The sequence below is a fragment of the Cohnella sp. genome (genome assembly GCF_041641335.1).
Lineage (GTDB): Bacteria > Bacillota > Bacilli > Paenibacillales > Paenibacillaceae > Cohnella.
In genome coordinates this window covers 1-26,642 of sequence record NZ_JBEPYQ010000029.1, presented here as the reverse complement: position 1 = coordinate 26,642, position 26,642 = coordinate 1, and the positions used below count along the sequence as shown (strand labels likewise).

Genomic DNA, 26,642 nt, shown 5'->3' with positions numbered 1-26,642 from the left:
CTCTTTGTCGACGAGAATCGAGGCCTTACACGCCGATATGCGGAAATTGCCATACGACAGGCGTCAGCCGGATTTGTTCGTCCAGCCACTCCCGGGCGATCTCCCTGAACTTCCATGGCTCCCCGCTGCAGAAAAACCTGTGGATCGGCAACACGTCCTTGCCGGCAAGCTCGTTGCTCCGCCTCAGCACGTCGCGAATCTCTCTGGCGGTCTCCTCCGCCGAATTGATCAGAACGACTTCCGGCCCCATGACTCGGGAGATGCTGTCCGCCAGAAAAGGGTAGTGCGTGCAGCCGAGAATCAAACAGTCTATCTTCGAACTCCGAAGCGGGGACAACGCATCCGCGACGATCTCCAACGCGCGATCCGAGTGGAAGTTGCCGTCCTCTACCAACGGGACGAACGAAGGACAGGCGCGGCTGACGACTTCCACCTGGGGAGAAAGGCGCTTTAACGCGGCTTCGTACGCGCCGCTCCTTACCGTTCCTTCCGTGCCGATGACGCCGACGATTCCGGATCGCGTTCGCCCGAACGCCGCTCTCGCGCCGGGGTTAATGACGCCGATGACCGGAATCGCGACCCGCCGGCGAATATCCTCCAACGCTACCGCGGTTGCCGTATTGCAGGCAATGACGATCATCTTCGGATTGAACTGAACGAGATAGTCGACGATCTCGCGCGTAAACTGCGCGACCTCTTCCGCTGCTCTGGGTCCGTAAGGAGTTCTCGCGGTGTCGCCGAAATACAAAATTTGCTCAGATGGAAGCTGACGCATCACTTCTTTGACGACGGTCAGCCCCCCCACTCCGGAGTCAAGAACAGCGATCGCTTGCTGCACAGAAACACCGCTTTCTTCATTGTTGTAGAGGTCGCTTCAGATTACATTATGAGGACGAAGACCAAATGGTTCCCTCCGCGAACGGCAAAGAGCCGCCCCGCGGGAGCGGGGGGCTCATGTTCGTATGCGCGAAGGCTGACGATGTTACAGTGCGGCCGCGTTTTCCTCTTCCTTCTCGGCGGGAACCGCTTCGGCGTCTTCCTGGCTTCTGCGCGAACGAATATCCGTAATCAGGCCGGACGTGCGTTTCGCCAGCGACTGCACGGCGGTACCGGCTTGACGGCCGATATCGGCCGTTTTCTCTCCGACCTTGTGCGCCGTGTCCGCGATATCGCCGCGAAGCTCTCGCCCCGATTTCGGAGCCAGCAGCAGAGCGGCGACCGCGCCCGTAACGGCTCCGGTCAACGCACCCCACAAGAACGATTTTACGACTTTCTTCTCTGCCATCTTACTCACTCTCCCTCTGATAGATCCGCATTCGCCTCCGGGTTGCGGCGATCGGCGGCCGAGGCGCGGTCGCGGCCGAAGCGGTTCTTCCACATGGACCATAGCAAGCGCCCGAGCTCCGACAGCTCCGCTCCCTCTCCTGCTTTGCTTTCGCCGGACGCGGGCTGGAACGGCGCGGACAAACAGTCTCGGTACAGCTCCGTCAAGCGCGCCGTCGTCTTGGCGGCGGCATGAACGGCTTCTCCCATCGCCCGCGCCCCCTCCGCGAGCGAAGCGAAGCCTTCCAGGCTTCTTCGGGACAGAGCAAGCGTCTCTCTGGCCTCTTCGGCCAAGCTGCCGCATTGCCGCAAGGAAACCTCCGCCTCCTTGCCGACGGCTTCCGCCGCTCGCTCAAGCCGCCTTACCGACCTCGACAGCGACGCCAACGCGAATACAATCGCCGCCGCGACGGCTACTGCCGCCGCCGCAATTCCGTAACCCGCCACCTGCCACGCCATCCGCATCCCCTCCGTCCGCCGCTTTCCCGGGCGAATGCCCATGCGGTTAATACAATATAAGTAGCAGCCGCTTGTCTTGACACAGCGGACGGGCATAAATATTCTCTCGGGGCATCCGGCCATAACAAAAAAGCTGTCCCGCAAGAGGTCAGGCAACAGGTATTATCGAGATAGAAAAGGGGTATGTATCTCCTGGAGAGCGAAGCGCCTGCCTCATACGGTCATGAAATTACCCTGTTACGGGTTAATCAATTCCCAATTTCATGACGCGCTTCGGGGTCCCCGGAAAGTAATCGGAATAAGCTGCGAAGCTTCTCGTCACTTTCTGGGGTGCATTGTAGCGTAAGGAGATACATACCCCGTTCTTGTTCATCGATAATGCCATTTGTTGCTCCTGACTTCTTATGGAACAGCCTTATGCGTTTGCCGAATCCGTATTGTCTAGATCAGCTCTTTCTTCAAATAAGCCTCGACCTGATCGGAGAAGCCCATCAGCACTCTCGGAAGCTCCGGAGTAAGCGGATGAAGCTCCTTGCGCGGCCAGAGGTCGTATTCCTGCACGAGCGTCTTGCGCAGCAGCACGAGACGGCGCAGCGGCTCCGCTACTTCCTTCGCGACGACGCCTTCCTCGGAGATGATATCGATAATGTCCTCGTAGCTGCTCGCGTCTCTCATAATGAAGCCGTCGATCAGGGCATGTCCGACATCCGTCGCAATTTCCGCGGCCAGATGAAGCGCGCGCTCCTGGGCGAGCCCTTCCGTCAACGCCCCGGACCACGACACGGTCGCGGCAGACAGCGCCTGCGCAAGCTCGGGAAGACAGGCCAGCCGACTGCGAATGTATGTTACGTTAACGTCGTACATCGGACGTCCTCCCCTTATCATTTCTTCTTGGCGCGTCCTCTGCGTTTCAGCCATACGATCATGATGACCGCGCTGATCAAAATAAGGATCGTGTACGTAGCCATCTGATACACGTCGCCCATATTGGACGGATCTTTCTCCGTCGCAAGCGTCAATATTTGATCAGCTCTCATAATCGACCGCGACCGAAGCTTCGCGGACCTCCGTCATATGCTCGATGACCTTTTTGTGCACCGGATGCACCTGATAAGCGTTAAGAGCCTCAAGAGAATCAAACTTCGTTACCAACGCGATATCGTAGGAACGCTCGGAATGAATCACGTCCTTGCCCACTTCCAAATAACGAAGCTCGTCGATTTTGCCTTCCATGTCGCGCAGCACTTGAGCGGTGCGTTCGACGCTCTCGGGACTGCGGTCTTTCAGCTTGAACAATACGATATGAGTAATCATGTTTTCCATTCCTTTCTTATCATGAGGATATGTCGTTCCGCGCATACTAGGCCATAAACAGCGAAAGGGGCATGCACGCGATATGCGCTATCCCATTACCGCAATATGTACGCTTATCGGACTTGCGCTTTGCCTTTTTAACATGACCGGCTACGATCCCCACAACCTGTTCCTGATGATGTTCAGCGTGCCGATATGGTTCATCGAGCTGTTCACCGATCTCCACAGCGTCAGCGTATGGTTCATGTACGCGCTTACGGTGCTTAGCTGGGCCTTGATCGGGTATTTGGCGGATTTCGGCGTCTCCCGAACCCGCTCCCGGGCAAGAAGCCGATCATAAGGTTGGAAAAAAGGAGCCTGACGGCTCCTTCTTTTTCTATTCGACGATCAGTTTGGAAATCATCGTGGCGTGACCTTGCCCGCACATGATCGAACAGTGCAGCTCGTAAGTGCCCGGCTTATCGAAAGTCACTTCGGTCTCCGGATTGTCCTTGTCCAGTTCGATGCCCAATCCGACGAACTCGACACCATGGGTTCCGAGCGTATTGGAGTATTTCACTTTGTAGTTGGTTCCGGCTTTAACTTTGTACTCCGCCTGGTCGAACTCGAAGTTCGTCGCTTTGATTCTGAGCATCTCCTGGCCTTCGGCCAAAGTTTCCTCTTTCGGTCTCTCCGGCAGCGCGGTCGCCAGCAAGTAGACCCCCATTGCGCACGCGATCGTCACCAATGCGGACATCATCCATTTGTGCATTGTCTGCTCCCCTGCTTCCTACAAAATGTCTAACTCATATTCTACCTAAAATCCGCGTTTGAACTCAAGCATTTGTCGCGTTTCTTCCCGCCAAACTTTTGACAAATTCATGAACAACTCCGCATTCGGCCGAGAAAAGGCGACTAATAACGCTCAGTCGAGGTTGCGAAAATCGCTCGGAACCTTGCGGGCGACCCCGGCGTTGATCGCTTCCTGGATGACGGCGCGCCGAACGGCGGGCACGACTTTGTCGTTGAACACGCTGGGAATGATGTACTCCTCGTTCAGCTCTTCCGGCGTCACGATCGAGGCGATCGCGTGCGCGGCGGCCAGCTTCATCGACTCGCTGATCGTTCTCGCCCGGGCGTCCAGAGCGCCGCGGAAAATACCCGGGAAGGCGAGCACGTTGTTGAGCTGGTTCGGATAATCGGAACGTCCGGTCGCGAACACCCGCACGTCCGTACCGGCTTCCTCCGGGGTAATCTCCGGATCGGGATTGGCCATCGCGAACACGATCGGGTCCGAATTCATCTTCCGAACGTCTCCGTTATGTAACAGCTTGGGCCTCGACAGCCCGATAAATACGTCCGCTCCCGCGATTACCTCGGACAAGCTCCCCTTCTCGTTGTCGGGGTTCGTCAGCCTGGCAAACTCGTTCCAAGCTTCGTTGTCGTACTGCTCGTCCTTATGAATGGCGCCGAACCTATCGACCCCGATCAACCGGGATACGCCCGCGGCCAGCAGCATCCGGGAACAGGCGAAGCCCGCGGCGCCGATGCCGCAGACGACGACCTTAATGTCGGAAATGTTTTTGCCTACGATTTTCAGCGCATTGATCAGACCCGCGAGCAGCACGACAGCCGTCCCGTGCTGGTCGTCGTGGAATACCGGAATGTCCAGCTCTTCCTTCAGCCGGCGTTCGATCTCGAAGCACCTCGGCGAGGAGATATCCTCCAGGTTGATGCCGCCGAATGTAGGCGCGATCGCCTTCACGATGGAGATGATCTCTTCCGTATCTTTCGTATTCAGGCAGATCGGGAACGCATCCACGCCCGCCAGCTCTTTGAACAGCATCGCCTTTCCTTCCATGACGGGCATCGCCGCGTGAGGCCCGATGTCGCCCAGTCCGAGCACCGCGGTCCCGTCCGATACGACCGCGACCGTATTGCGGCGGATCGTAAGCGAGTGAGACTTGTTGATATCGTCCCGAATCGCCAGACAGACGTTCGCCACTCCGGGCGTGTACACGCGGGACAGGTCGTCGCGGTTTTTGATCGGAACCTTAGAGCGGACCTGGATTTTCCCTCCGAGATGCAGCAGGAACGTCCGGTCGGAGACGTTGACCAGATGAATGCCCTTCATCGCCTTGACGGCGTCCGACAGCGTGCCGATCTCGGACGGCTCGGCGACGCTGACCGTGAGATCCCGTATTTCCGTTTTTCTGCCGGGCTGAATGACGTCGATGGCGACGATATCCCCCCCTTGCTGGCCGATCAAAGACACGAGTTCGCCGAACGTCACCTTCTGCTTGTCCATCTCGACCCGAAAAATGACGCTCGTCCCGCTTTCCAGTCTCATCTAGAATCAACCTCCTGGCTAAATGGGGTTACTCATCCATTATAGCCATTCCGCCCGAAACAAAAAACGATTCGTTTAACTCGGATTTTTCGGTTCCCCGGCCCGGTCGCGCAGCACCTGAACGATGCGCTTCAGCCGGTCGGGCAGCGGAAGCCCCAAACGTCCGTAATTTTCGATGATGGACAGCAGTTCGTTGGCGATATAGAAAAATACGGCTCCGCCCATGATCAAATCCGCTCCGAGCAGCACGTCCAGCCGATGCGTAATGATCATGACGAGCAGAATGAGTCCTTTCTTGAACAGTCCCCAGAAACCGATGTTGCTGTTGAGCCCGCTGCCCTCCTTCAATGCCGCGGCCACTCCGGTAATATAGTCGACGGCCATCAGAACAAGCAAAAAAGTAAGAGACTCGCTCCAAATGCCGAACGAGAAAGTCACCGCCGCGCCGAGCAAGGCGCATACCGTCCCCGCGTACAGTTGCATGTACCGTTCCCCCTCATTGTTGCAGATGATAATCTAGCATATGAGCGGTGGGACAAGATTGGAACGGTGTTTTTCATGCGTACAATCTCCCCGATTTTCATGCAAAAGCGTCTTCGGCGTCTACAGGACGATCAATGCGCTTTGTCGGAGACGATTCTGATAAGGATCGCGACATTCCGCGCGAAAAGACGGGAAAACCGCACGCACGATCGCGTGAGCTTCCCGCCCCTTCGTCAATAAGCTTCGAATTCGGAAATTTGCGCCGCAGGCCAGCCCGTGTTGTCCGTGATGGTCAGCCTCACGAACTTCGCCTTCGTTCCGTCCAACGGGATCTCCACCGCATTGGCGGAGGCCGGATCAAACGTGTAAGCCGCTTTAGCCAGCACGGACGCATACGATTGTCCGTCAGAGCTTACGAGCACCTCGATCTCTTGCTGCCTCGTCTCCCAGGCGTCCTGCGGAGGCAGCCGCACGATCAGCTTCGTCAACTCCCGCTCCTCGCTCAGATCGAGCGTCAGCGATTGCGGGAACTGCTTGTCCGTGCTCTCCCAGTACGTGTACGGATCTCCGTCCACCGCCAGCTCCGGCGGGAACGCGTCGGCCGTCAGCGATGTCGCCCGCGCCTTCTTCCCGAGCGCTACGTTCGTCATGGCCTTGACCTTCTTGAACGTCTCCGTCGCCTTGCTTGCCTCTGCCGAGCTTGCCAACTCGACGTAAGCGACCTTGCGCTCCTTAACAACGCCCACGTAGTCGAATTGAACGTAGTCTCCCTCATCCCGGACGACCAGATCGGCGATCTTCGTCCCGTTCGCCTCGTATGCGCTTGCGACCGCATGCTTCCAGCCGTCGCCCTTCTTGATCTTCAGCGTCGTATCGGAGCCGATCGGCTGGTATACCCGGATCGCGTTCTTCTCCCGCACTTCGACCAAGTGATGCTCGCCCGCGTCGAGTTCAAGTCCGTTCAAGCGGCTGTAGCTTCCGGCCCGTCTGCTGCCGTCGGCAGCGGAGGCCTCGTATCCGCCCGGAGCCAGCTCCGTTTCCGCGCTTATCTCGTATCCGCCTTCCTTGCTCCAGTTCGCCGTCACCGCGTATGAACCGAAGTCCGTGCGCGTCACGTTCGATGCGACCTCCTCGAAGCTCTTTACCAGCGAATCCCCGTACTGCGACAAAATATTTTTCTGAAGAACGGCCACCGCGTCCACCCACGGATTCGCCACCCCGTTGAAGAAGTCCGCCGCCAGATTGTAGCCCATCGCCAAGTTCCAGCGCAGCATATCCGGATCGTCCGTCATCGTCTCCGCGGCCAGGTCGTGCTGGTATTGCAGCACTTTGTCCCGCAGCAGCATGCCGGACATCGGATAATAGTCCGCGTAGCTGGCCGTGTTTTTACGATAACCGAGCAGGTCCCATAGATAGGTCGAGCCCATGAAGCCGACCGCCCCGTCCGCCAGCACGTCCGTTCCGTCCTCCATGTACAGCTTGTGGCCGATCGAGCTGACGTAATCGCGCAGCCCCTTGAAGTAGGCCGTCGAAGGATCCGTGCCTTCGGGGATCGTCGCATTAAAGGCGTACGGGGAATTGCGAATGCCCCATTGGTCCTCGAAAATGCCGTCAAATCCGCCCTCCAACAGCTTCTTGTGCTCCTCGGCCGTGCGCTGCTTGAAAAACGGATGGCCCGTATTGACGACGTAGCCGCTGTGCGCTCCGTAATCCTCCTTCAGGATCTGCCCGTTGTCTTTCCTCACGATCAGTTCTTCCATCGACGTTCCTTCGGGAAGCTTCGCCAGCGTCGGCGAATCGACACCCCACCAGCTCATGTTCGTGTACGGAATGACGAGATTGCCTTTGTCCTTCGCCGCCTGCATGAACGCCGCGAACGCTTTCTGGCCGCCCCATTGCGGATCCGGAGGCATGAAATCCGGGTAGTTCTCGTCATGCCCGCCCTTCTGGAAGCCGACGAGATGGATAACGCCGTTATCGTTCATCTTGTCGATGAAGTTCGTCGTCAAGTGGCTCCAGCCGCTGTCCTTGATCGCGGAAACGTCCGTCTTGTAGAACGGAAGCTCGAAGTACTTCGCTTTGTCGTCGCCCAGCTTTTCGGACAGCGACTTGTACTCCGCGATGCCGTTCAGCTCGCGGTAGCTGGCGATCGTCTTCTCGTAATCGCCGAATTCCAGCACGACCGTCGGACTGCTCCACTTCGTCCCGGCAGCGATCCAGGTCTTGTAGTTGTGAACGATGCCCGACTTGCCTTTGTCGTCCACCTGGTTCTTGAATCCCAGCTCCGTCATCGGCGCGATATCGCGGCTCAGGTCGTATACGGCCAGCTCCCCGCCTCCCGTGCGCAAGGCCAAATAGGAAGCGAACAGAACGCCCGGATACTGATCCTGGAACGAATTGCTTTCCTTGAAGAACGCGTCGCGCAGCTTAACTCCCGGCAGCATCGGCAGCAGCGCGTCCTTCACTTCGGCGGAATCGACTTTCAGCTCGTACGGGAACCGGAACGACTTGATCGCCTTCTCCGTCCGGTTGTCGACCTCCGCCCGTAGACGGATACGATCGTCCTCGTCGAACGTTGCCGCGATCTCGACTTGAATCTGGCCGCCGTAGCTCAGCGTAAGCTCGCCCTTGCGCGAATTCCAGTCGTACGAGAAGCTGTCCGCCTTCTGACCGTTCACGGACGAATCGTCTTCGAAGAACGCCCACCACAGCGCGTTCTCGCGGTTGCCCATCGTCAAGACGCCGGCCGCTTCCTTGTTCTTGATATGGGCGATCGCCCCGTTGTCGGCGCGGAACGCGATCTCCGCGCCGGCGCGGCTGACGATCAGAAGCCCGTCCTTGTCTTTGAAGCCGGCCTTGGCGCCGAGCGGCGAGTACAGCAGCGCGTAAGCCGCGGCCGCCAGCAGCGCCGCAAGCGCGCCGGCCGATATCCATATCGCTTTCGATTGCCGAATTCGCTTCACCGAACCTGCCCTCCCGTTATGCGGATTGGCCGAGGCACTCGATCCTCGGATACTGTAGAGGGTTGCCCCTCGCAAACTTTCGTTCGCCCAAGGCAACCCTCTTCTCTTTCTATTCCACTTTAATGTTATCGAAGAATTGCTCTTGCACCGTCTTCGCCGCGGCGTCCAGCTGCGCTTTCAGATCCACGCCCTTCTTGGAGAACACTTCTTGAATGACGTTCGTCATCGCAGCGTAGTATTCTTGCGTGTTGAACTGCGCTTCCGGCTTGCCGTCGAGCAGCGACATCAGCTCGTCGCTGTATTGATAGACGTTGTCGTACTTCGCGTAGATGTCCTTGAGCTTCTGGCCATATTCGGAATCTTGGCTGAAGTACTGGATGACCGGCGGCACGAAGTATTTGTTTTCCGCTTTACGGGATTGGATGTTCGCTTCCAGCGACTCCAGTCCTTTGTCCGTGAAGTAGTCGAACACGGCGTAGTGGAATGCCGCGTATTGCTCTTCCGGCGTCGCGTTCGGGTTGATGACGAGGAAGTCGCCGCCGAGAACGCCCGTGTGCTTGCCGCCCGCCGTTGCCGCAGGCATCGGGTACACGACGATGTCTTCCGGTCTCATGCCGCCTTGGTTCAAGCCTTGGTCGACCGGACCGTCCGGACCCGCGATGACCATCGCCGTTCTGCCTTGGGCGAACGCGCCTACCGCATCGCCCCATCCGAGCGCCCAGTCGGCCGGGATGACGTTCGCTTCCTTCAGCTTGCTATAGAACTCCAGCGCTTTCAGACCGGCTTCGGAATTGAATTTCGCCACGACCTTGCCGCCTTCGACCGCCTGGATCTCTCCGCCGGCTTCGAACAGGAAGTTCGTCCAGTTCCATCCGGCTTCGTTGCCTTTGCCCATCGGGGCGATGCCGGAGATGCCTTTGCCCGGATCCGCGACCCCCTGCGCCGTGCTCAGCACGTCGTCCCAAGTCCAGTTCAGCGAAGGAACGGCTACTCCTTTATCCTCCAGCATCTTCTTGTTCACGACCGTTCCGACGACGTAGCCTTGCTGCGGAATGCCGAAGATTTTGCCGTTGATATTGAACTGGTTCAGCAAAATCGGGTTCAGCTGGTCTTTCTTGTCGTAGGCGTTGAACAGCTCGGTAATGTCGGCCGCCCAACCTTTTTCCGCGAGGAATTTGCCCTCGGTCGCGTAAGTGTTGAACAGCGTCGGCGCTTCGTTCGCGCCCATCTTGATGCCGATTTCGTTCGGATTGTATTGCCAGTCGCTCTTCACGACTTCTACGTTCGGGAACACTTCGTTAAAGCGCTTGATTCTGTCGTCTTCCAACGCGCGTTTCTCCACTTGGTCCGGAGTCGGATAGTAGATGCTGATCGTCGCTTTCAGCGTGGCGGGATCGAAGCCGCCGGAGCCGCTGCCGCCGTCCGACGGCGTGTCCGAAGGACTCGACGATTGGCTGGCCGAAGGCGATGCCGAGGAAGCGGACGGAGACGACGTATTGTTCTTGTCGTTGCCGCCGCACGCGGCCAGTACCAGACTGAACACGAGAAGACAAGCGATTACCGTTGAAATCTTGCGCATGGTGTTAATCCCCTTTTCGTTTTGGTTTTGCTTACACGCTCATCATAATGGAGGCGCAATTCTTAAAGCGATGTGTATTCCTATTTCGATCATGTGCAGATTTACGCATGCTGGAAATCGGGATTATCCTTTTACGCCACCCATATGAAGACCTCTGACGATGTATTTCTGGAAAATCAGGAACACGATGACCGGCGGGAAAGTTATCATCGACAGGATGGCGAATCTGAGGTTCAAGTCCAGCCGTCTGACGTTGATGACGTACTTGTATATGGCCGTCGCCAGCGGATATCGTTCGTCGCTCGACAGAATGAGCGAAGGCCAATACCAATCGTTCCAGGCCGACGAGAACACGAAGATCGCCAGCGTGGCGAAGATCGGAATCGACAGCGGGAACGCGATTTGGAAGTACAGGCGCGGCTCGGAAGCGCCGTCGATCCGGCCCGATTCGAACATCTCCATGTTGATGCCGTCGAAGAACGTCTTCAGCAGCAGCAGGAAGAACGCGTTGGCTCCCGCGGGCAGCCACAGCGCCCAGAACGTATTCATCAGCCCGAGATCGCGCAGGTTGACGAAGTTCGGAATGATGTACGTCGTCGGCGGAATGAACAGCGTCAGCAGGAAGAAATATTGGATGACCCTCTTGTAAGGTACGTCCATCCGCGAGAGACTGAACGCTGCGAACCCGACGACGAGCACGGTCATCGCCATGTTGCCGGCGAAAATGTACAGCGTATTTCTCGCGAATTGCGGCAGGTTGATATAGCCCCATGCCTTCTTGTAGTTCTCGAAATGCCACTCGCTGGGCAGGAACGTCGGAGGGAACGAATTGACCTCCGTATTGAGCTTGACGCCGTTGAAGAAGATGACGAGCATCGGGTACAGCATCGTGCACACCATGACGAGCACGACGAACATCATCAAGTAATAGAGCGCGCGTTTGCCCGGAATCTTCAAGTCGTAATCCGATATAATGCCTCTCTCGACCGCTTTCATGCGCTAGGCCTCCTTCCTGTTGGACATCCGGTATTGAAGTATGGCCAGCACGCTGAGCACGATGAACATCAGCACGCCGAGCGCCGAGGCCGAGCCGTAATCCTGCCTCGTGAACGCATATCGGATAACCAGCAGGGCGTAGGTTAGCGTCGCGTTGTTCGGCCCGCCGTCCAGAACCGCGTAATGCGTCTGGAAGTTCTGCGAAGTCGCGATCAACTGCAGCAGGAGCAGCAGCACGATTTGGTTTTTGATCGCCGGAAGCGTAATGTAGCGGATTCTCTGCCAGACGCCGGCGCCGTCGATCTCGGCTGCCTCGTACCAATCGCGCGGAATGCTTAGAACGGCGGCGATGTAGATAAGCAGCGCCGAGCCGAAGCTCTGCCACGTCTCCATGATGACGATGGAGATCATCGACCAGGCCTTGTCCGTCAAGAAGAGGACGGAATCGAAGCCGACTCTCGTCAGCACGGCGTTGATCGGACCTACCGGATCGTACAGCCATCTCCACAGGCCGTACAGCACGACGACCGGCACGACGTAGGGCAAATAGGCCGCGATCCGGGCGAAGCCCTGGAACTTCCTCATCTCGGAGATGGCGATGGCGAACAGGATCGGAACCCAGAAGCCGATGACCAGTCCGAGGAGCATGTAGTACAGCGTATTTTTTACCGATACGAGCACGTCCGGGTCCTTCAGCACTTTGGCGTAATTGTCCCAGCCTACGAACGTATCCCCTTTGACGAAATCGATGTGGTAGAAGCTGAAGACGATTCCTTTGCCGATAGGCAGCCACAAGAACGTGAAGAAAATGCCGATGGCGGGAAGCAGGAACAGGTAGCCCCACAGATGCTTTTTCCACTTGGCGGGAGGTCGCTTGGGCGGAGCGTCCAAGGGACGGATCGGGACTGCGGTCGTTTGATTCATTAGGTCTCCCTCATTCCTTAAGCGATCGCCGCCGGAGCCTGACCGGGCTCCGGGACTCGCGCTTAGAATATCTTATCGATAAACTTTATTGTAGGAAAAGGAACGAGGCGTGAACATGTGCGTATCTATGCGGATCATGGGCATTCTTACTTCTTCATTTCGCTGGGGCTCATTCCGAAATATTTTTTGAAAATTTTGCTGAAATGCTCGGGAGATTCGTACCCGACCCGCTCCGAAATTTCGTATCGGCGCAAGTCCGTCGTCAGAATGAGCCGCTTGCTCTCCTCCATGCGCAGCTTGATGACGTATTCCCACAGATTGGTCCCCGTATATTTCTTGAACAGGTAGCTGAGATAGTTCGGGCTCACGTGGTTTCTCTGCGCCACCTCGTTCAGCGTCAGCCCCTTCTGCGCATAGTTGGCCAGCACGTACTCCTGGGCCTTCTCAACGATCAGATTGTTCTGCGCGGCCAAGTCCTCTTCCGTCGGATCCTCGGTCGGGAGCCCCCATTTGAAGTCGCCGAAGAAGAACACGTAATGGTCCCGATGCTGGCGGTTCCAGACGATTGCCTTGCCTACCTGATCGTTCAGCTCGGGCAGAAATTCGTGCCCTTTCAGAATTTGACTGATGCCGACGACGCACTCGAAGCCCAAATATTTGCGAATGTTGAAGTGCAGGCTGCGCCCGATCATCTCGAGCTGATTGACTTTGTCCGAGCTGATATTGCCGTAGGCCGCCTCGTCCCATTGCACGATGATGCTGACGTCCCGGTTGGCGGAATAGAAAGAATGATGGCTCCAATCCTTGTCCAGAAGCTCGTTCACGATGTTGAGCACGGCGTATTGCAGCAGGAGGACGTCCTTGTCGGCGATCGTCTTGCCTCCGCTCTCGAAATCGAGCCGGACTTTGAGCATGGCGAAGTAAGGCCCCCGAAGATCGACGCCCTGCTCCCTCGCCTGCCTCAGCAGCTCCCCCGAGGAGCCGGACTTGCTCACGAGACGACTCAGAATGTCCATGCGCTGCGGCTGTGGCTGTTCCATGCGGAAATGCTCGCGCAAATCCGAGATCAGCTCCTCCTGATTCTGCTCGGGCCGGTCCATGTGCAGAAGCACGTGCCGGACGGAATTAAGCAGCTGCTCGCTGTTGATCGGCTTGATGAGATAGTCCCGGGCTCCGAGTCTCATCGCGAGCTGCGCGTACTGGAACGTCTCGTGGGCGGAGATGACGATGACCTGCACCCAAGGCTTGACGATTTTCGCCTGCTGCATCAGTTCGATGCCGCTCATCGCGCCCATCTGGATGTCGGTCACGAGCAAGTCGATCGATTCCATTTTCAAATAGTCCAAAGCTTCGTAGCCGTTGTGCGCGGTATAGATGTTCTCGATGTTCAGGCCGGAAGATTCCAGCAAATTCGCCAGCCCCTTGCAAATAAGCGGCTCGTCGTCTGCGATCAGAATGTTATACATTGGCGTTGCCTCCTCTGCCCTGGTGTCGTTCCGCGGATTCGTCCTGCCGTTTCGGAATAACGGCTTCCACCTTCGTGCCTTCCGGCCGTCTCTCCTCGTAGCGGAGCCCGAACTCGCTGCCGAAATGCAGCTGAATTCTCTTATTGACGTTCTTGATTCCGTAACCCGCTCCCGACTCCTCGTCGGAGATCAGCCGATTGATCGACGCGACGTCTACAGGCTTGTAGCCGTTGTCCTCGACGGTCAGCCGGATCAGATCTTCGTCCGAGCGGACGGAGACGACAATTTCCCCGTCCTCTCCCATATTGATCACGCCATGGATGATAGCGTTCTCGATCAGCGGCTGCAGAGTGATCTTCGGAATCAGGTACGGCAGGGCGTCTTCCTCGACGTCCCAGCGGATCGAGAAACCGTATTCGTATCGCTTCTGCTGAAGGCTCGTATAGGCCCGAGCGTGCTCCAGCTCCTCCTCGATCGAGATCAACTCCCTGCCTCGGCTTAAGCTGATCCGCATCAGCTTGGACAGCTCCTTGATCATCTCCGCGGAGTCGGCGTTGCCTTCCAGAGAGCTCTTCCAATAAATGCTTTCCAGCGTATTGTACAACAGATGCGGATTGATCTGCTGATAGAGAAGCTGCAGCTGGGATTCCTTCTGCTTGATCTCCATCGAATAATGCTCGTGGATCATATCGTTGATCCGATTGGCCATATTGTGAACGGAATGAATAAGCACGCCGACCTCGTCGTTGCGCTCCCTCGACGGAGCGGACGAGAGCGGTTTGCCCGGCTCGTGGGACCTTGCGAACATCGCCAGCTTGCGCAGCGGATTCATGAGCGATCGCCAGAAATACATCATGACGATGATCGCGAACACCGAATAGACGATGGAGATCGTCTGAATGACCCGCTTCAGCGCGCTCTGCTGCTGCAGCAGCGATTGCGTCGGAATCGTATAGACGAGCTTCTGCTTCAGCGAGTATTTCGTATGGACGACGTAGATCGAATCGTCGGTCACTTCGCTGAGCGTCTCTTCCATCGCCTGGCCGGTTACCAGGCCGTCCGGAAACCGGAACGTCTCTCCCATCGTCGGGGTCGTGGCGGCCAGAATGCGGTCGGACCAGTCGGTCAAATAAAGCTCGCCGCCCTCGGGCAAGGACACGGTGCGGAACGCTTCTTCGATTTTCTTGTCCATCTTCGTCGCGACAAGCACGCCGACGACGCTTCTGCCGTTCGTGATGCTGTTGACCGCGCGAAGATACGCCAGCGTCCTCTGGTCTCCCCTCGGTCCGAAATCGTCGATCAGCGCCAGCACGCCTTTGCCTTTCACCTCCAGCGCCGCCTCGATCCACGGAGTTTTCGTCTCGTCGGAATAGAAGAAGACCGAGGAACCGTTGTTTCTGCGGTTGATGTCCGGAATGGCCGGAGCGAACGGATAGCTGTTATTCGGATCGTAGACGAACAGGAAATAATAGATCGCTTCCCCGCCGAACAGGCCGACGGAATTGTTGCCGAGCAGCGTGTTCATATCCCCGTACTTCACGACGCGATCGAACTCCGTATCCGTCTCTTTGCTGATCATGCTCTGCGTCACCGGGTTTTGGATGATCGTCGTCATGATGCGGCTGATCGTATCGATATCCCGGTTGATCAGGAAGTGGTTCTGCTTGTTCAGCTCCTCGTAGGCGCTCGTGACATGCTCCTTCAAGATGTCCTCGGCTTTCGAGTTCGCATACCAGTTCAACAAAATAACCGGACTGACCAAGATCAGGAACAGTAAAATGAGCTGCTGTCTGACGTTCATCCTCGTCAGAGGATTCGTTAACTTTAAGCGCACGGCTATCCCTCCAACGACTCTCGACCATATTATCGCACGCGATCCGTCGGTCGCGGCAGTGCAACTTCCCAACGTCGTACAAGCGCACCTAGTTTCCGTAGAATAACACATTATCAGTCTGGCGTAAGCCTTTACAATTAAGGTTACGCACTCGAGTATTTCGTTTGCGGACTGAGGCTGTCAATCCCGGAGAAGGCGTCTTCATGCGTATGCTGCGTTCGGTAGGAGCGAAATTGTTCATCCTGTCTTTTGTTTCGTTTCGACGTTCCTATCCGTTCTCCTTGTCGGAATGATGCAAGGAACTTTTGTGAAGGCGTACCGGGGGTACGTCAAGCAAAAGTGACGAAGCAGGGGAGATGCCCCTGAGCGGGTTTGCATACATGCCCTAGTGCAGCCATTAAAAAACGCGAGCTCAGGGACAATCTCCCTCGAACTCGCGTTTTTGTCCTATCTGCTATCCGTTCCCTTACTCCGAATACATGCGGCTGACCGCGCTCCAGCTCTGGCCCGGCTCAAGCCGGATCAGACCGGTCTGCTCCGCCGGCAAGTCGACGTTCGGCGCGTTCACCATGCCGGTCTGCGGTTCCGGACAGAAGAAGCTGCCGCTCGCCTCACCGTTGTATACCATCCAATGCTTGTAGGCGTCGCCCGCCTCGTAGACGAAGCGCGCGCCTGCACGGCGGTCGTACAGCGTCATCGCGTTCATCCCGTTCACATTCGCCGCCGTATAGTGGTTGTCCATCGCCGCGAAGTACGGATTGCCCTTCCCGTTGCGGAGCTGCTGCTCGCCCTCGTTCAAAGGTAGCAGCTTCCCGGTCGGAAGCATCCTTTCGTTCAATTCCCAGCGTTCGCCGAAGGAGAAGCCGCACTCCAGATCTTCTACCTGGCTTCCCGGCGCGAACGGTGCGTTCACCGTCGTATGGAAGCCGAGCATGAACGGAATCGCCTTGTCGTCGTCGTTCGTCGCGTCGAACCGAAGCGAAAGTCCGGCGTCCGTTAGCGTAAACGTCTGCGACAGGGTGACCCGAAGCGGGAAATGCGCAAAGCCCGGTTCCTTCTCGTCGAACCGCAGCCGAACGGTCGCGAAGCTCTTCTCTTCCGAGCTGCCATACTCGACAAGCTCCCACTTCGAGCTATAGACGAAGCCGTGCAGATGGTTGCCTGTCGACGGCTCGTTCACCGGAAACCGGTATGTACGTCCGTCAAATTCGAACGTTCCCGCATCGTAGCGGTTCGGCGGGTACAGAACCGGAATCCCGTGTACCCACGGACGTTCCACGAATCCCGCCCATGCGTCTCCCTCAGGCTCGCGAACGAACTGGAATCCCCGATCGTCGTCCCGGAAAGAAATCAAATTGCCGCCGATGCCCGGCAGCGCGATGGCTGAATATTTTCCGTATTTCAAAAAGACCGCTCGCTCGCTCTCGTATTGCCCCAGCTTTGCCTCATGCTGCGTCATGGCGCATATCCCTCCGATATTGTCGTGCTGTAACGAGTATATAAGCGCCAAGCTTAAGCGTCAACTAACCGACCAGCTCATCCAATCCGCGCACGACCCGGTCCGCCGCGCCGAGAATGTCGGCATGCCCGATTCCGACGACTCGCATGCCCGCGGCGAGAGCCGCTTGAACGCCCGCTTCGGCGTCCTCGAACACGACGCAATCGGCCGGCTCCAGCCCTAGCTCCTTGCAGCCGACGACGAACACCTCCGGGTCGGGCTTGGCGCGGGACACCTTGGTCCCGTCGACGACCGCGTCGAATAGCCCCGCGATGCCTACCTTGTCGAGAATGAACGCGGCGTTTTTGCTCGCCGATCCGAGCGCGATCCGCACGCCCTGCGCCCTGAGCGCCTGCAAATATTCCTTGGCTCCCGGAAGCAGCTCGGATTCGTCCATCCGCCGAATGTACTGCAGATACCTCTCGTTTTTCTCCTCCGCCAGCCTAAGCTTCTCTTCCTCCGTCAACTCGACGCCTCCGACCTCCAGCACGATCTCCAGCGATCTCATCCGGCTGACGCCCTTCAGCCGCTCGTTGTCGGATTCCGTAAATTCGAAGCCGAGCTGCTCGGCAAGCTGCTTCCAAGCGAGATAATGATACTTCGCCGTATCGACCAGCACCCCGTCCAAGTCGAACAGCGCTCCTTTGAAATTATCCAGCAAGTCCGTCACCCCTCTCGGAATTCTCGCAGCGAAAAGTCAGCATGCTTCCCGGCAGCGCCGCGCGCTCTTCCTCACCTACGCGAACATGCTGCGACGAACGGTTCGCGGCGTCGGAGCGGACGACAACCTCCGTCGGCGTCACCGTGAGAAGCAGACGCTGTCCCTTGATGTGCATCGGAAACGAGATCGACTCCCACCCTTGCGGAAGGGATGGCTTCACAACGATCGCGCCGCGGTGCAGCCGTACGCCCGCAAAGCCGAGCACGACCGCCATCCAGGCGCCCCCGTTCGCGGCCGGATGCGTTCCGCCGATGTACAGCGTGCCGACGTACTGCTTCGATTCCCCGTTCAGGTCGATCGTCGCCGTCTTCATGAAGTAGCGGTACGCCCAATCCGGGGAACCGATGTCCGACGCGACGAGAGCGTAGATGCACGAGCTGAGGCTGGAGCCGTGCTCCGTCCTCGGCTCGTAATACTCCCAGTTCGCCCGCTTCACGTCCTGCGAATAATCGTCCTTCAGCAGATGGAGCATGAGCACGACGTCCGCCTGCTTCAAAATTCGCGTCGTCGTCGCCAGTCCGCTGCCGCCGCCCAAATATTCATTTTTGTTCAGCACTCGCGACTTCAACGTCGGCAGATCGACATCTTCCAGCTTCGAAAAGCCGTCGAACTGTTCGATCACTCCCGTCCGCGGGTCGGGGCCGGGCACGTACAGCTCGCTGTGCATTTTGCTCAGGTTGGCCAAATCCTCGGAATAGTTCAGCTTGCCGACCAACGCGCGGCAGGCTTCGGGATACTTCGATTCCAGCAGCTCCAGCGTCGCCAGCGCGATTCCGATCGTCAGCTTGGCCATCGCGTTCGTGAACGCGTTGTTGCCGACCCGCTCGTGATATTCGTCCGGCCCGGTAACGTCGAGCAGCTCGTAGCGTTTCTTGTCCTCTTTATAGTAGGAATACGTATAGAAGAAGCGCGCGCATTCGAGAATCACTTCAGTGCCGCCGTCCAGCAGCACGCTCTCGTCTCCGGTGTATTCGTAATACTGCCAGATACCGTAGGCCGCGTCGGCGCTGATGTGGATTTGCTTGTCGCGGAAATACGTCCGCATCGGACGGTTCGTGAAAACGTCGGTCACGTTAAACAACGTGCAGGCGTCGTCGCCCGTCTCCTGGCTCTCCCAAGCGTAGAACGCGCCCCGATAGCCGTACTCGGCCGCTTTCCTGCGAGCGCCTTCCAGCGTATGCACGCGGTACATGACCAGATTTCTGGCGACGTCAGGCTGGCTGTACAGGAAAAACGGCAGCATGAACATCTCCGTATCCCAGAATACGGCCCCTTTATACACCTGACCGGACAGTCCGCGGGCGGGAATGGATACTTTCTCGGAATGCGTCGGCGCAATGATATGCAACTGGTAGAGGCTGTAACGCAGCGCGAACTGGGCTTCCTCGTCCCCATCGATCGCGACGTCCGATTCCTCCCACTTTTTCTCCCATTCCGCTTCGTGCTCCCGCAGATGGTCTTCGTAAGCCGATTCGGCCGCGCTCCGCGCCCGGCTTATCGCCTGCTCCAGAACGGATTGCCGCTCCTCCCCGGTAACAACCGCCACGTATTTCGTGAAGGAATACGTCTCCCCAGCCTTGCACAAGAACGTCGCCCTTCTGTACACGGACGAGCCTTCCCGTTCGATCGATTCGGCCGCCGGAGCGCTTCCCCAGCGGATTGCCTCGGCCACGCTTACCGTCTTGCGCAATTCATGCGTGATTGCCGATACGGCGACGATGCCATCCGCCGCGAGCGTTTCCGCCTCTTCCAAGTGCGGTCCGTTAATGTCCCACACGTCGCCGTCGATGCCCGTAACCGCCGTGAACTCGCCATTTTCCGAGACGCGGAACTCCACCTTCATCAGCAGCAAGTCGAGCCGTCTCATGCTGACGAAACGCCGGGAACCAATCTCGACCCGGACGCCTCCCGAGGTTGCGAATACGGTCTCCCGATGAAACGTCGCATTGCGAATATTCAGCGATTGACGGTGCGAGTCGTGGTCCGACGACAATAAGCCGAGCGGCTCGCCTTCGCAGTAATACCGCGTAGACAGCCCGTTCGGCGCGTTCACCGGCTCCCTCCAACAGTCGCCGACTTTGTCATACAGGCCTGCCAGTGTGCAAGCCGTCAATTGCTCCTTCCCGAACTCCTCCAACGTCCCCCTGTATCCCATGGCTCCGTTGCCGAGCATGTACTTGTTTCCACTGATCGCAATCCGGTCCGGATCGAATTCGGTTTCCTCCACGATCCAACTCATAGCTGCTCCCTCGCCTTCGGCTTCGAATGTACCTTCCATTATGAAGCCGGAGGAGCAGAGCCAAAATGCGCGATACTACCGAAATGATGTTTATTTCCATGCAGTTAACCAGGCGACGATCGCATCGACGATCAGATCCAGGTTCGATTTCCCTTCCTCATTCAAGTAAGGAGCCCGGTCGCGAAAATAGTCCGCGTGCTTCCCGACGATCGGCACGGCGGTCCGGGTTCCCGGGGCATGCATGCCCTTCTGCCAGACGGGCAATGCCCTGCTTCTGCCCCAGCCTCCATAGGAGCCGATGCGGGATACGAAGTCCGGCGACCTTCCGACGGCGTCCCCCCTTCTTCGTCCTTCCGCATGGATCGAGAGCACGCGACGTTTCATTCGCTCCGGAATGCGGCAGCGAGGCGAACCGACCTTGACGGCGAAGCAGGACGGGCTTTCTCCGGCCGCCATCAGCATCGCGGCGGCATGGACGGCGGCGATGCCGCCTCCGCTGTGGCCGACGAGCAGCGTTGTTCCCGCTTTTTCCGAATCGCCATTTTCTCCCCGTGCGCGCTTAATCGCTTCGAACGTGCGGCTGCCTCCGATCGATTTCTCCAATCCCCCGTCCTTCCTTCTCATGTCCGCGCGAATTTCCCAGATCTGGGCGAGCACGTTTCGGCTCCAATCGCCGTAAGGGTACAGAAGAGTTGACCGGATTACGGCCTCATCGGACATATCCGCTTGCCAGAGCCTCCGCTCCAGCGCCAGCCGCAAATTTTCCATAAAGAGGGGAGCCGTCGCCAGCCCCGCCAGAAAATACATTTCGATTTTATTGTCCGCGCGCCCGTTCGTAATTGTCCGCATATAGAATCCTTTCCATATCGGAAGGGTGGGTGTCTCTGAACCACTTGACGAGCAGCGGCGGATTGACGTCGCTCAGCGCGGCTACGGCCATCTTCTGATTCATCGTCACCGAGCCCTCCGCGCTTCCGATCAATTCGACCGCATACCGGTCGGCCGCCGTCTCCGCCTGCCTCGACACGTAGTTGGATACCGGCAACGCCGCGAAGGAGATCATCGAGACGATCATGAGCGCCAGCGGCAGCGCGTTCATGTCCGACAGCGACCGAATGCCCCAGCGAGGGCCCCGGCTGCGGATTGCCACCCGGTAAATCCAGCCCCCCACGGCAAGCAGCACGAACGAGGAACCGACCGCGCCCACCGCGCTCCATTCCAGATGATGCATGACGTAATGTCCCATTTCGTGCGCCATGATCAGCAGAATTTCCGGCTCGTCCAGCCGCTGCAGCGTCGTATCCCACAGCACGATTCGCAGCGAGGAGCCGATGCCGTTGACGTACGCGTTCAAGGCGTTCGTTTTCTCCGACATATCGACCTCGTATACGCGATGCGCGGGGATATCCGCCTTCTCGGCAAGCTCCAAAATGGCCGCCTCCAGCTTAGGATCGGACAGACGGGTAAAGTCGCTGTACAGCGGATCGATCACGACCGGCTGCACGTACATCATGAATAAGGTGAACGGGACGGACAGCAGCCACAGCTTCAGCCACCATCTCCCTCCCCTGGAGACGATCCAGAACGCCACCGCGGATACGACCAGCATCGTCGCGTAGCTGATCCCGAACGCGATCAGCTTGTCTCTGAGCCACCCCGACACCGGCTGCGTCGAGATGCCGTAAGCCTTCGACAGATTGTAGCCGATGACCCTCATCGGAAAATATAACAAGTACGCCGTCGCTTGAATCATCATCACATAGAGGGGAAAGCGTATGTAAATCGGAAGTCCTCGCTCTTCGAGTTTGATTCTCCAGCGGCGCGCAAGCCCGCTGGCCAGCATCATGAAATAGATCAGCCATTCCCAAGGGCCGCTCATGAAGAAAATCCAGTTGCGGGCCGCATTCAGCCATTCGCTGTTCCGAAGCTGGTTCGCAGTGAAAAAGGTCGTAGGATCGGCCGCCGTGCCCCGATAAGCTTCCGGGACCTGATTCGGCATCGTATACCATGCATAGAGAGCAACCACAATCGCGTATCCGATAAAGAGCACCGAATACTTCAGAAACGTGGAATGTTTGCGAAAGCTCATCATTGCCCTCCTTCATTACGGGATATTATGATTATAACATTTCCCGCCGCTTGATAACCTTCTCAGCACGAACGGATTCGAAAAGGGGCGTTCTCTCCCAGCAAACCATCCACTCCGATCTCATCCTCCCCGAATATGCTAGTCCAAGCGCTAATCTAGCTTTAATCGTTCAAGGAGGTGCCCACCCATCTTGTACCCGGTTTCGATTCGCGGCACGGACCGCGTCATGTACGTCAACCCGAAAGACCGCAGAGGCAGCAGGATGATCCGATTCGGCGGCTTATCGCAGCCGCGCGTGACGACATTCTGGAAGCATGCAGTGAACGCGCTTCAGCCCTCGATTGTCGTGGATGCGGGCGTCAACTACGGAGAAATCCTGCTATCCTCGGAATATCCGGCCGATTCCGTCATCGCGGCAATCGAAGCAAACGAGGCGCTGCTTCCTTATTTGCGGCGTTCAATCGATGAGCATCCGAATGCCGCCCAAATGAGGATTGTACATGCCCTTGTTTCCGACGAAGACAAGGAGAACGCCTCTTTCTTCGTCAATAAGCTCCATTCCGGTTTATCGTCTGCGCATCCTGGATATTCCAAGTCTTCGCAAAGAATAGTAATTCGCACGACAACGATTGACAGCCTTTTTGGCGACAGGGATCTCGACCGCGAAGTACTCCTGTTCAAAATGGACATCGAGGGTTACGAGTGGCACGCTTTGCGCGGAATGAAGCGCTTGCTGGCGCAGTGTCGCGCGGTCGTGGGTTGCATAGAATTCAATTTCGCTTACTTGCAGAGTAAAAAAATCGATACGGCGGAATTTCTCGACTACCTGGAAGAGATTTTTGACGTCTGTACGGTGAACAAGCGCGGGCAGCTCATCGAATTCGCGGATCCCGTAAACGAAGTCCCCCGGTACTTCGCGTTGGATAAAGGCTGCAACGATCTCATCCTGCTGTCTCACAAGGACTTGTTCCGACTACTGAAATAACGGAAGCGTGAACGACTGAATATAGCCGCGCGGAAAGCTGCCTGAGCGCTTTCCGCGCGGCTTTTCTTTTCCGGGCTTTGCCGCTTAGGCCCTTTTGGATTCTATCAATTGCTTATTGTGAAGAACGTGCGGATCATCAGGCCGATATTTGCGCGCTTCCTCGTTATGGCGATAAGCGGCGTCCAGATCTCCCAGGTAGTAATAACAAACGCATAGCTGCAAATTCGGGTACCACGTCCGGTATGCCGGATAGCTAAAGCTCCATTGGTTAAGGTTTTCTGGAATTCGGATCGCCTGCTCATACCAATAGGCCGCTATTCTGTAGGATTTGCGGCGCTTGAAATGATCGCCGATCCGACTCAGCGCTTCGGGCCGGGGACTGTCGAACCGAAACGATTGAAACAACGCCGGCAGTTCGTTGTCTTGGTCGTTTAAGAACCGATAACAGTCAGCCATGTTGATGCAGGCGTTGATTTTGTCCTCGACCCAGCCCGTTCTGAGCTCGATGTTCTTCTCGTAGCTCTCGATCGCTTCCGCATAATGCCGATTATCCTTCAATTCATTCCCGTAGTAAAAGTAATCCCTCGCGGTAAAAGCATCCCCTCGTTCCAGCTTCATTTTATAGATATTTAAATTTCTGCTGACGGAATGTTTGATCTTGCGGTGGGTGATCGCGATATCGGAATTCACGATCAGCCCCGTCACCTCCAGGTAGTTATGACAATCTCCCTTCCATTGAAAATTGCGCGCTCGTTTAATCAGCCGATTGCGACGATAACGAAGCGTGACGTTGCCGAAGCTGTCTTCTCCGGCATTGTAAAACATCGATACCGAATCGACCTCCGGGTCTAGCGTTTCCTTCAATTTTACGAATTTGTGGCGATCTTCTTCGAGAAGAACATCGTCGGCATCCATGTAGAGGATGTGCGTTTTGGTCGCATAGGAGAAAGATACGTTACGGGCATCGGCGAAGTTGCCGGTCCATTCGTGAAAGTAAACCCGATCCGTATATCGGCGAGCGATCGCAACCGTATCATCCGTCGATCCGGTATCGACGATGTTGATCTCGTCCACCAGATCGCGTATGGAATCGAGGCAGCGGGCCAAAACGGCCTCCTCGTTCTTAACGATCATGCAGAGGCTGATTGAAACCACCTTATTATCTTCCCCTTCCGAATCAAGTTGTGCCTTGCGACTTATCGGGCCTGACAAAAGGCAAAGGCAGGATACGCCTACAAGGTTGGCGTATCCTGCATGCCGATTGAGAGTCATGGAATCATTATTGGAAAATCGCGACGTTCATATATCTGTTGCTTACCGTAACGCTCGCCGTTCCGGCACCCGTGGCCGAGTAAGTGACTTCGACGGAATAATCCACGGAGGCGGTAGCCGGCGGAGTATCTACAAAGGTGTAGCTGATCGGCTGGATTTGAGTTCCTACGGCAAGTCCCGAAACCGCATATTGAATAGTTTGAATAGGTGTGCCGTCTCTCTGCAGTTCCAGAGTAACCACCAGATCAACGTCCCCTACGGTAATGGTCGAGTTCACCTGAATCGAATAATCTATTTTCACATTATCCGAGGTAGTTACAGACACATTGTTCACCGTCATGGAAGTCAGCGGAGTGCTATCCGTCAATGACACAGCTCCAGCAGCGCCGGTTGCAAATAATTCCGGCATCGGGCCTGTTGGGCCAGTTGGGCCAGTTGGGCCAGTTGGACCTGTCGGACCCGTAGCTCCTGTCGCACCTGTCGGACCTGTTGCTCCTGTCGGGCCTGTAGCACCTGTTGGACCGGTTGCTCCCGTTGGGCCTGTGGCTCCTGTCGCACCTGTCGGACCTGTTGCTCCTGTCGGGCCTGTAGAACCTGTTGGACCGGTTGCTCCCGTTGGGCCTGTTGCTCCTGTCGGGCCTGTAGCACCTGTTGGACCGGTTGCTCCCGTTGGGCCAGTCGCTCCTGTCGGACCCGTTGCTCCCGTTGAGCCTGTTGCACCCGTTGCTCCCGTCGGACCTGTCGCTCCCGTTGGACCTGTGGCTCCAGTTGGGCCGGTTGCACCTGTCGGGCCTGTTGCCCCCGTCGGACCTGTGGCTCCTGTTGGACCAGTCGGGCCAGTCGCTCCTGTCGGACCTGTTGCTCCCGTTGGACCTGTCGGACCCGTTGCTCCCGTTGGGCCTGTCGCTCCTGTCGGACCTGTCGGACCTGTTGCTCCCGTTGGACCAGTCGCTCCTGTCGGACCCGTTGGGCCAGTAGCTCCTGTCGGACCCGTTGCTCCTGTCGGGCCAGTCGCTCCTGTCGGACCTGTTGCTCCGGTTGGGCCTGTTGCTCCGGTTGGACCTGTTGCACCCGTTGCACCAGTTGCTCCTGTCGGACCTGTTGCTCCGGTTGAACCAGTTGCTCCTGTTGCGCCTGTCGGACCTGTTGGACCAGTCGCTCCGGTTGCTCCTGTTGGGCCAGTGGCTCCCGTCGGACCAGTCGCTCCTGTTGCTCCGGTTGGACCTGTCGCACCCGTCGGACCTGTCGGACCTGTCGGACCGGTTGCACCCGTCGGACCTGTAGCGCCTGTCGGACCTGTCGGACCTGTCGGACCAGTCGCTCCTGTTGGGCCAGTTGCACCTGTCGGACCCGTTGCTCCCGTTGGACCTGTTGCACCCGTTGCTCCGGTTGCACCCGTTGGACCTGTCGAACCCGTTGGACCGGTTGCTCCTGTCGGGCCTGTTGCTCCCGTTGGGCCTGTGGCTCCGGTTGCACCTGTCGGACCCGTAGCTCCTGTCGCACCTGTCGGACCCGTTGGACCGGTTGCTCCTGTCGGGCCTGTTGCTCCCGTTGGGCCTGTGGCTCCAGTTGGGCCGGTTGCCCCCGTCGGACCTGTCGGACCCGTTGGACCGGTAGCTCCTGTTGGGCCAGTGGCTCCTATCGGACCTGTTGCTCCTGTCGGACCTGTTGGACCTGTTGGACCTGTTGCTCCCGTTGCGCCGGTTGCTCCCGTTGGACCCGTTGGGCCAGTTGCTCCTGTTGGACCCGTTGGGCCAGTCGCTCCTGTTGGACCTGTTGGACCTGTTGCTCCGGTTGGACCTGTTGCTCCCGTTGGGCCAGTCGCGCCTGTCGGGCCAGTTGCGCCCGTTGGACCCGTTGCTCCGGTCGGACCTGTTGCTCCCGTTGCTCCTGTCGGACCTGTTGGACCTGTCGCTCCTGTCGGGCCTGTTGCTCCCGTTGGACCTGTCGCTCCTGTCGGGCCTGTTGCTCCCGTTGGACCTGTTGCTCCTGTTGGACCTGTTTCACCCGTTGGACCGGTTGCACCCGTTGCACCAGTTGCTCCTGTCGGACCTGTCGCTCCGGTTGGACCGGTTGCTCCGGTTGTGCCTGTTGCTCCCGTTGGACCCGTTGCACCAGTTGGGCCTGTTTCACCCGTTGGACCGGTTGCTCCTGTTGGACCTGTTGCA

Annotated in this window: 25 protein-coding genes; 3 read left to right on the top strand and 22 right to left on the bottom strand. The window is 57.5% G+C overall.

Annotated elements, in window-relative coordinates:
• Window positions 1-25: 25 nt before the first annotated feature.
• The 6 genes from racE to ACESLM_RS11725 form a co-directional block, all read right to left on the bottom strand.
• Window positions 26-838 (bottom strand): glutamate racemase, encoded by an 813-nt coding sequence (racE, locus tag ACESLM_RS11750; RefSeq protein ID WP_372631764.1) that lies wholly within the window; start codon window positions 836-838, stop codon window positions 26-28.
• A 144-nt stretch (window positions 839-982) separates the two neighbouring features.
• Complete coding sequence (locus ACESLM_RS11745; protein ID WP_372631763.1) at window positions 983-1,285, bottom strand: YtxH domain-containing protein; 303 nt, start codon at window positions 1,283-1,285, stop codon at window positions 983-985.
• 5 nt (window positions 1,286-1,290) lie between these two features.
• Window positions 1,291-1,782: a hypothetical protein gene (locus tag ACESLM_RS11740; RefSeq protein WP_372631762.1), complete on the bottom strand. Its 492-nt coding sequence runs from the start codon at window positions 1,780-1,782 to the stop codon at window positions 1,291-1,293.
• Between the two features lie 441 nt (window positions 1,783-2,223).
• Complete coding sequence (locus ACESLM_RS11735; protein WP_372631761.1) at window positions 2,224-2,646, bottom strand: DUF86 domain-containing protein; 423 nt, start codon at window positions 2,644-2,646, stop codon at window positions 2,224-2,226.
• Between the two features lie 17 nt (window positions 2,647-2,663).
• Window positions 2,664-2,819 carry a hypothetical protein gene (locus ACESLM_RS11730; RefSeq protein WP_372631760.1) on the bottom strand — a complete coding sequence of 52 codons (156 nt, stop codon included), beginning with the start codon at window positions 2,817-2,819 and terminating at the stop codon, window positions 2,664-2,666.
• Complete coding sequence (locus ACESLM_RS11725) at window positions 2,809-3,096, bottom strand: Dabb family protein (protein WP_372631759.1); 288 nt, start codon at window positions 3,094-3,096, stop codon at window positions 2,809-2,811. Before ACESLM_RS11725 ends, ACESLM_RS11730 begins: the two co-directional genes overlap by 11 nt.
• Before the next feature lie 82 nt (window positions 3,097-3,178).
• On the opposite strand from ACESLM_RS11725, the gene ACESLM_RS11720 reads away from it, so the two are divergent.
• On the top strand, window positions 3,179-3,436 hold the full coding sequence (locus tag ACESLM_RS11720) for a hypothetical protein (protein WP_372631758.1): 258 nt from the start codon (window positions 3,179-3,181) through the stop codon (window positions 3,434-3,436).
• A gap of 36 nt (window positions 3,437-3,472) precedes the next feature.
• Here the strand turns inward: ACESLM_RS11720 and ACESLM_RS11715 are convergent, their stop codons facing one another.
• The 14 genes from ACESLM_RS11715 to ACESLM_RS11650 all read right to left on the bottom strand — a co-directional run bounded on the left by ACESLM_RS11715 (window position 3,473) and on the right by ACESLM_RS11650 (window position 22,217).
• On the bottom strand, window positions 3,473-3,847 hold the full coding sequence (locus ACESLM_RS11715) for a cupredoxin domain-containing protein (protein ID WP_372631757.1): 375 nt from the start codon (window positions 3,845-3,847) through the stop codon (window positions 3,473-3,475).
• A gap of 153 nt (window positions 3,848-4,000) precedes the next feature.
• Complete coding sequence (locus ACESLM_RS11710; RefSeq protein ID WP_372631756.1) at window positions 4,001-5,425, bottom strand: NAD-dependent malic enzyme; 1,425 nt, start codon at window positions 5,423-5,425, stop codon at window positions 4,001-4,003.
• 75 nt (window positions 5,426-5,500) lie between these two features.
• On the bottom strand, window positions 5,501-5,908 hold the full coding sequence (locus tag ACESLM_RS11705; protein ID WP_372631755.1) for a phage holin family protein: 408 nt from the start codon (window positions 5,906-5,908) through the stop codon (window positions 5,501-5,503).
• A gap of 233 nt (window positions 5,909-6,141) precedes the next feature.
• Window positions 6,142-8,871 (bottom strand): discoidin domain-containing protein, encoded by a 2,730-nt coding sequence (locus tag ACESLM_RS11700; RefSeq protein ID WP_372631754.1) that lies wholly within the window; start codon window positions 8,869-8,871, stop codon window positions 6,142-6,144.
• Window positions 8,872-8,980: 109 nt separating this feature from the next.
• Entirely contained in the window at window positions 8,981-10,450 is a 1,470-nt protein-coding gene (locus ACESLM_RS11695) for an ABC transporter substrate-binding protein (RefSeq protein WP_372631753.1), read from the bottom strand.
• 123 nt (window positions 10,451-10,573) lie between these two features.
• A complete protein-coding gene (locus tag ACESLM_RS11690; protein ID WP_372631752.1) occupies window positions 10,574-11,446 on the bottom strand; it encodes a carbohydrate ABC transporter permease in 873 nt (290 codons plus the stop codon).
• A gap of 3 nt (window positions 11,447-11,449) precedes the next feature.
• Window positions 11,450-12,370, bottom strand: coding sequence for a carbohydrate ABC transporter permease (locus ACESLM_RS11685; protein WP_372631751.1), 921 nt, complete (start codon window positions 12,368-12,370; stop codon window positions 11,450-11,452).
• 146 nt (window positions 12,371-12,516) lie between these two features.
• Entirely contained in the window at window positions 12,517-13,836 is a 1,320-nt protein-coding gene (locus ACESLM_RS11680; protein ID WP_372631750.1) for a response regulator transcription factor, read from the bottom strand.
• Window positions 13,829-15,670 carry a cache domain-containing sensor histidine kinase gene (locus ACESLM_RS11675; RefSeq protein WP_372631749.1) on the bottom strand — a complete coding sequence of 614 codons (1,842 nt, stop codon included), beginning with the start codon at window positions 15,668-15,670 and terminating at the stop codon, window positions 13,829-13,831. The genes ACESLM_RS11680 and ACESLM_RS11675 overlap by 8 nt, the downstream gene beginning before the upstream one ends.
• A 466-nt stretch (window positions 15,671-16,136) precedes the next feature.
• Window positions 16,137-17,129 carry an aldose 1-epimerase gene (locus ACESLM_RS11670; protein ID WP_372631748.1) on the bottom strand — a complete coding sequence of 331 codons (993 nt, stop codon included), beginning with the start codon at window positions 17,127-17,129 and terminating at the stop codon, window positions 16,137-16,139.
• A 64-nt stretch (window positions 17,130-17,193) separates the two neighbouring features.
• Window positions 17,194-17,826 carry a beta-phosphoglucomutase gene (gene pgmB, locus ACESLM_RS11665; protein ID WP_372631796.1) on the bottom strand — a complete coding sequence of 211 codons (633 nt, stop codon included), beginning with the start codon at window positions 17,824-17,826 and terminating at the stop codon, window positions 17,194-17,196.
• Window positions 17,819-20,128 carry a glycosyl hydrolase family 65 domain-containing protein gene (locus ACESLM_RS11660; RefSeq protein WP_372631747.1) on the bottom strand — a complete coding sequence of 770 codons (2,310 nt, stop codon included), beginning with the start codon at window positions 20,126-20,128 and terminating at the stop codon, window positions 17,819-17,821. The genes pgmB and ACESLM_RS11660 overlap by 8 nt, the downstream gene beginning before the upstream one ends.
• Window positions 20,129-20,218: 90 nt before the next feature.
• Complete coding sequence (locus tag ACESLM_RS11655) at window positions 20,219-20,977, bottom strand: hypothetical protein (protein ID WP_372631746.1); 759 nt, start codon at window positions 20,975-20,977, stop codon at window positions 20,219-20,221.
• Complete coding sequence (locus tag ACESLM_RS11650) at window positions 20,943-22,217, bottom strand: M48 family metallopeptidase (RefSeq protein WP_372631745.1); 1,275 nt, start codon at window positions 22,215-22,217, stop codon at window positions 20,943-20,945. The genes ACESLM_RS11655 and ACESLM_RS11650 overlap by 35 nt, the downstream gene beginning before the upstream one ends.
• Before the next feature lie 190 nt (window positions 22,218-22,407).
• On the opposite strand from ACESLM_RS11650, the gene ACESLM_RS11645 reads away from it, so the two are divergent.
• Window positions 22,408-23,202: an FkbM family methyltransferase gene (locus tag ACESLM_RS11645; RefSeq protein ID WP_372631744.1), complete on the top strand. Its 795-nt coding sequence runs from the start codon at window positions 22,408-22,410 to the stop codon at window positions 23,200-23,202.
• 84 nt (window positions 23,203-23,286) lie between these two features.
• Here the strand turns inward: ACESLM_RS11645 and ACESLM_RS11640 are convergent, their stop codons facing one another.
• Window positions 23,287-24,357 (bottom strand): glycosyltransferase, encoded by a 1,071-nt coding sequence (locus tag ACESLM_RS11640; RefSeq protein WP_372631743.1) that lies wholly within the window; start codon window positions 24,355-24,357, stop codon window positions 23,287-23,289.
• A gap of 124 nt (window positions 24,358-24,481) precedes the next feature.
• Entirely contained in the window at window positions 24,482-24,841 is a 360-nt protein-coding gene (locus tag ACESLM_RS11635) for a hypothetical protein (RefSeq protein WP_372631742.1), read from the bottom strand.
• A gap of 1,256 nt (window positions 24,842-26,097) precedes the next feature.
• On the opposite strand from ACESLM_RS11635, the gene ACESLM_RS11630 reads away from it, so the two are divergent.
• On the top strand, window positions 26,098-26,642 hold a 545-nt coding region (locus ACESLM_RS11630; RefSeq protein WP_372631741.1), incomplete at its 3' end, for a hypothetical protein.

Bases quoted from the DNA above. Each gene is read 5' to 3' on its own strand.
- ACESLM_RS11730 (WP_372631760.1), bottom strand. From the start codon at position 2,819: ATGAGAGCTGATCAAATATTGACGCTTGCGACGGAGAAAGATCCGTCC.
- ACESLM_RS11740 (WP_372631762.1), bottom strand. From the start codon at position 1,782: ATGGCGTGGCAGGTGGCGGGTTACGGAATTGCGGCGGCGGCAGTAGCC.
- ACESLM_RS11650 (WP_372631745.1), bottom strand. From the start codon at position 22,217: ATGAGCTTTCGCAAACATTCCACGTTTCTGAAGTATTCGGTGCTCTTT.
- ACESLM_RS11710 (WP_372631756.1), bottom strand. From the start codon at position 5,425: ATGAGACTGGAAAGCGGGACGAGCGTCATTTTTCGGGTCGAGATGGAC.
- ACESLM_RS11655 (WP_372631746.1), bottom strand. From the start codon at position 20,977: ATGCGGACAATTACGAACGGGCGCGCGGACAATAAAATCGAAATGTAT.
- ACESLM_RS11715 (WP_372631757.1), bottom strand. From the start codon at position 3,847: ATGCACAAATGGATGATGTCCGCATTGGTGACGATCGCGTGCGCAATG.
- ACESLM_RS11745 (WP_372631763.1), bottom strand. From the start codon at position 1,285: ATGGCAGAGAAGAAAGTCGTAAAATCGTTCTTGTGGGGTGCGTTGACC.
- ACESLM_RS11705 (WP_372631755.1), bottom strand. From the start codon at position 5,908: ATGCAACTGTACGCGGGGACGGTATGCGCCTTGCTCGGCGCGGCGGTG.
- ACESLM_RS11695 (WP_372631753.1), bottom strand. From the start codon at position 10,450: ATGCGCAAGATTTCAACGGTAATCGCTTGTCTTCTCGTGTTCAGTCTG.
- ACESLM_RS11725 (WP_372631759.1), bottom strand. From the start codon at position 3,096: ATGATTACTCATATCGTATTGTTCAAGCTGAAAGACCGCAGTCCCGAG.
- ACESLM_RS11680 (WP_372631750.1), bottom strand. From the start codon at position 13,836: ATGTATAACATTCTGATCGCAGACGACGAGCCGCTTATTTGCAAGGGG.
- ACESLM_RS11720 (WP_372631758.1), top strand. From the start codon at position 3,179: ATGCGCTATCCCATTACCGCAATATGTACGCTTATCGGACTTGCGCTT.
- ACESLM_RS11690 (WP_372631752.1), bottom strand. From the start codon at position 11,446: ATGAAAGCGGTCGAGAGAGGCATTATATCGGATTACGACTTGAAGATT.
- ACESLM_RS11670 (WP_372631748.1), bottom strand. From the start codon at position 17,129: ATGACGCAGCATGAGGCAAAGCTGGGGCAATACGAGAGCGAGCGAGCG.
- ACESLM_RS11685 (WP_372631751.1), bottom strand. From the start codon at position 12,370: ATGAATCAAACGACCGCAGTCCCGATCCGTCCCTTGGACGCTCCGCCC.
- ACESLM_RS11660 (WP_372631747.1), bottom strand. From the start codon at position 20,128: ATGAGTTGGATCGTGGAGGAAACCGAATTCGATCCGGACCGGATTGCG.
- ACESLM_RS11735 (WP_372631761.1), bottom strand. From the start codon at position 2,646: ATGTACGACGTTAACGTAACATACATTCGCAGTCGGCTGGCCTGTCTT.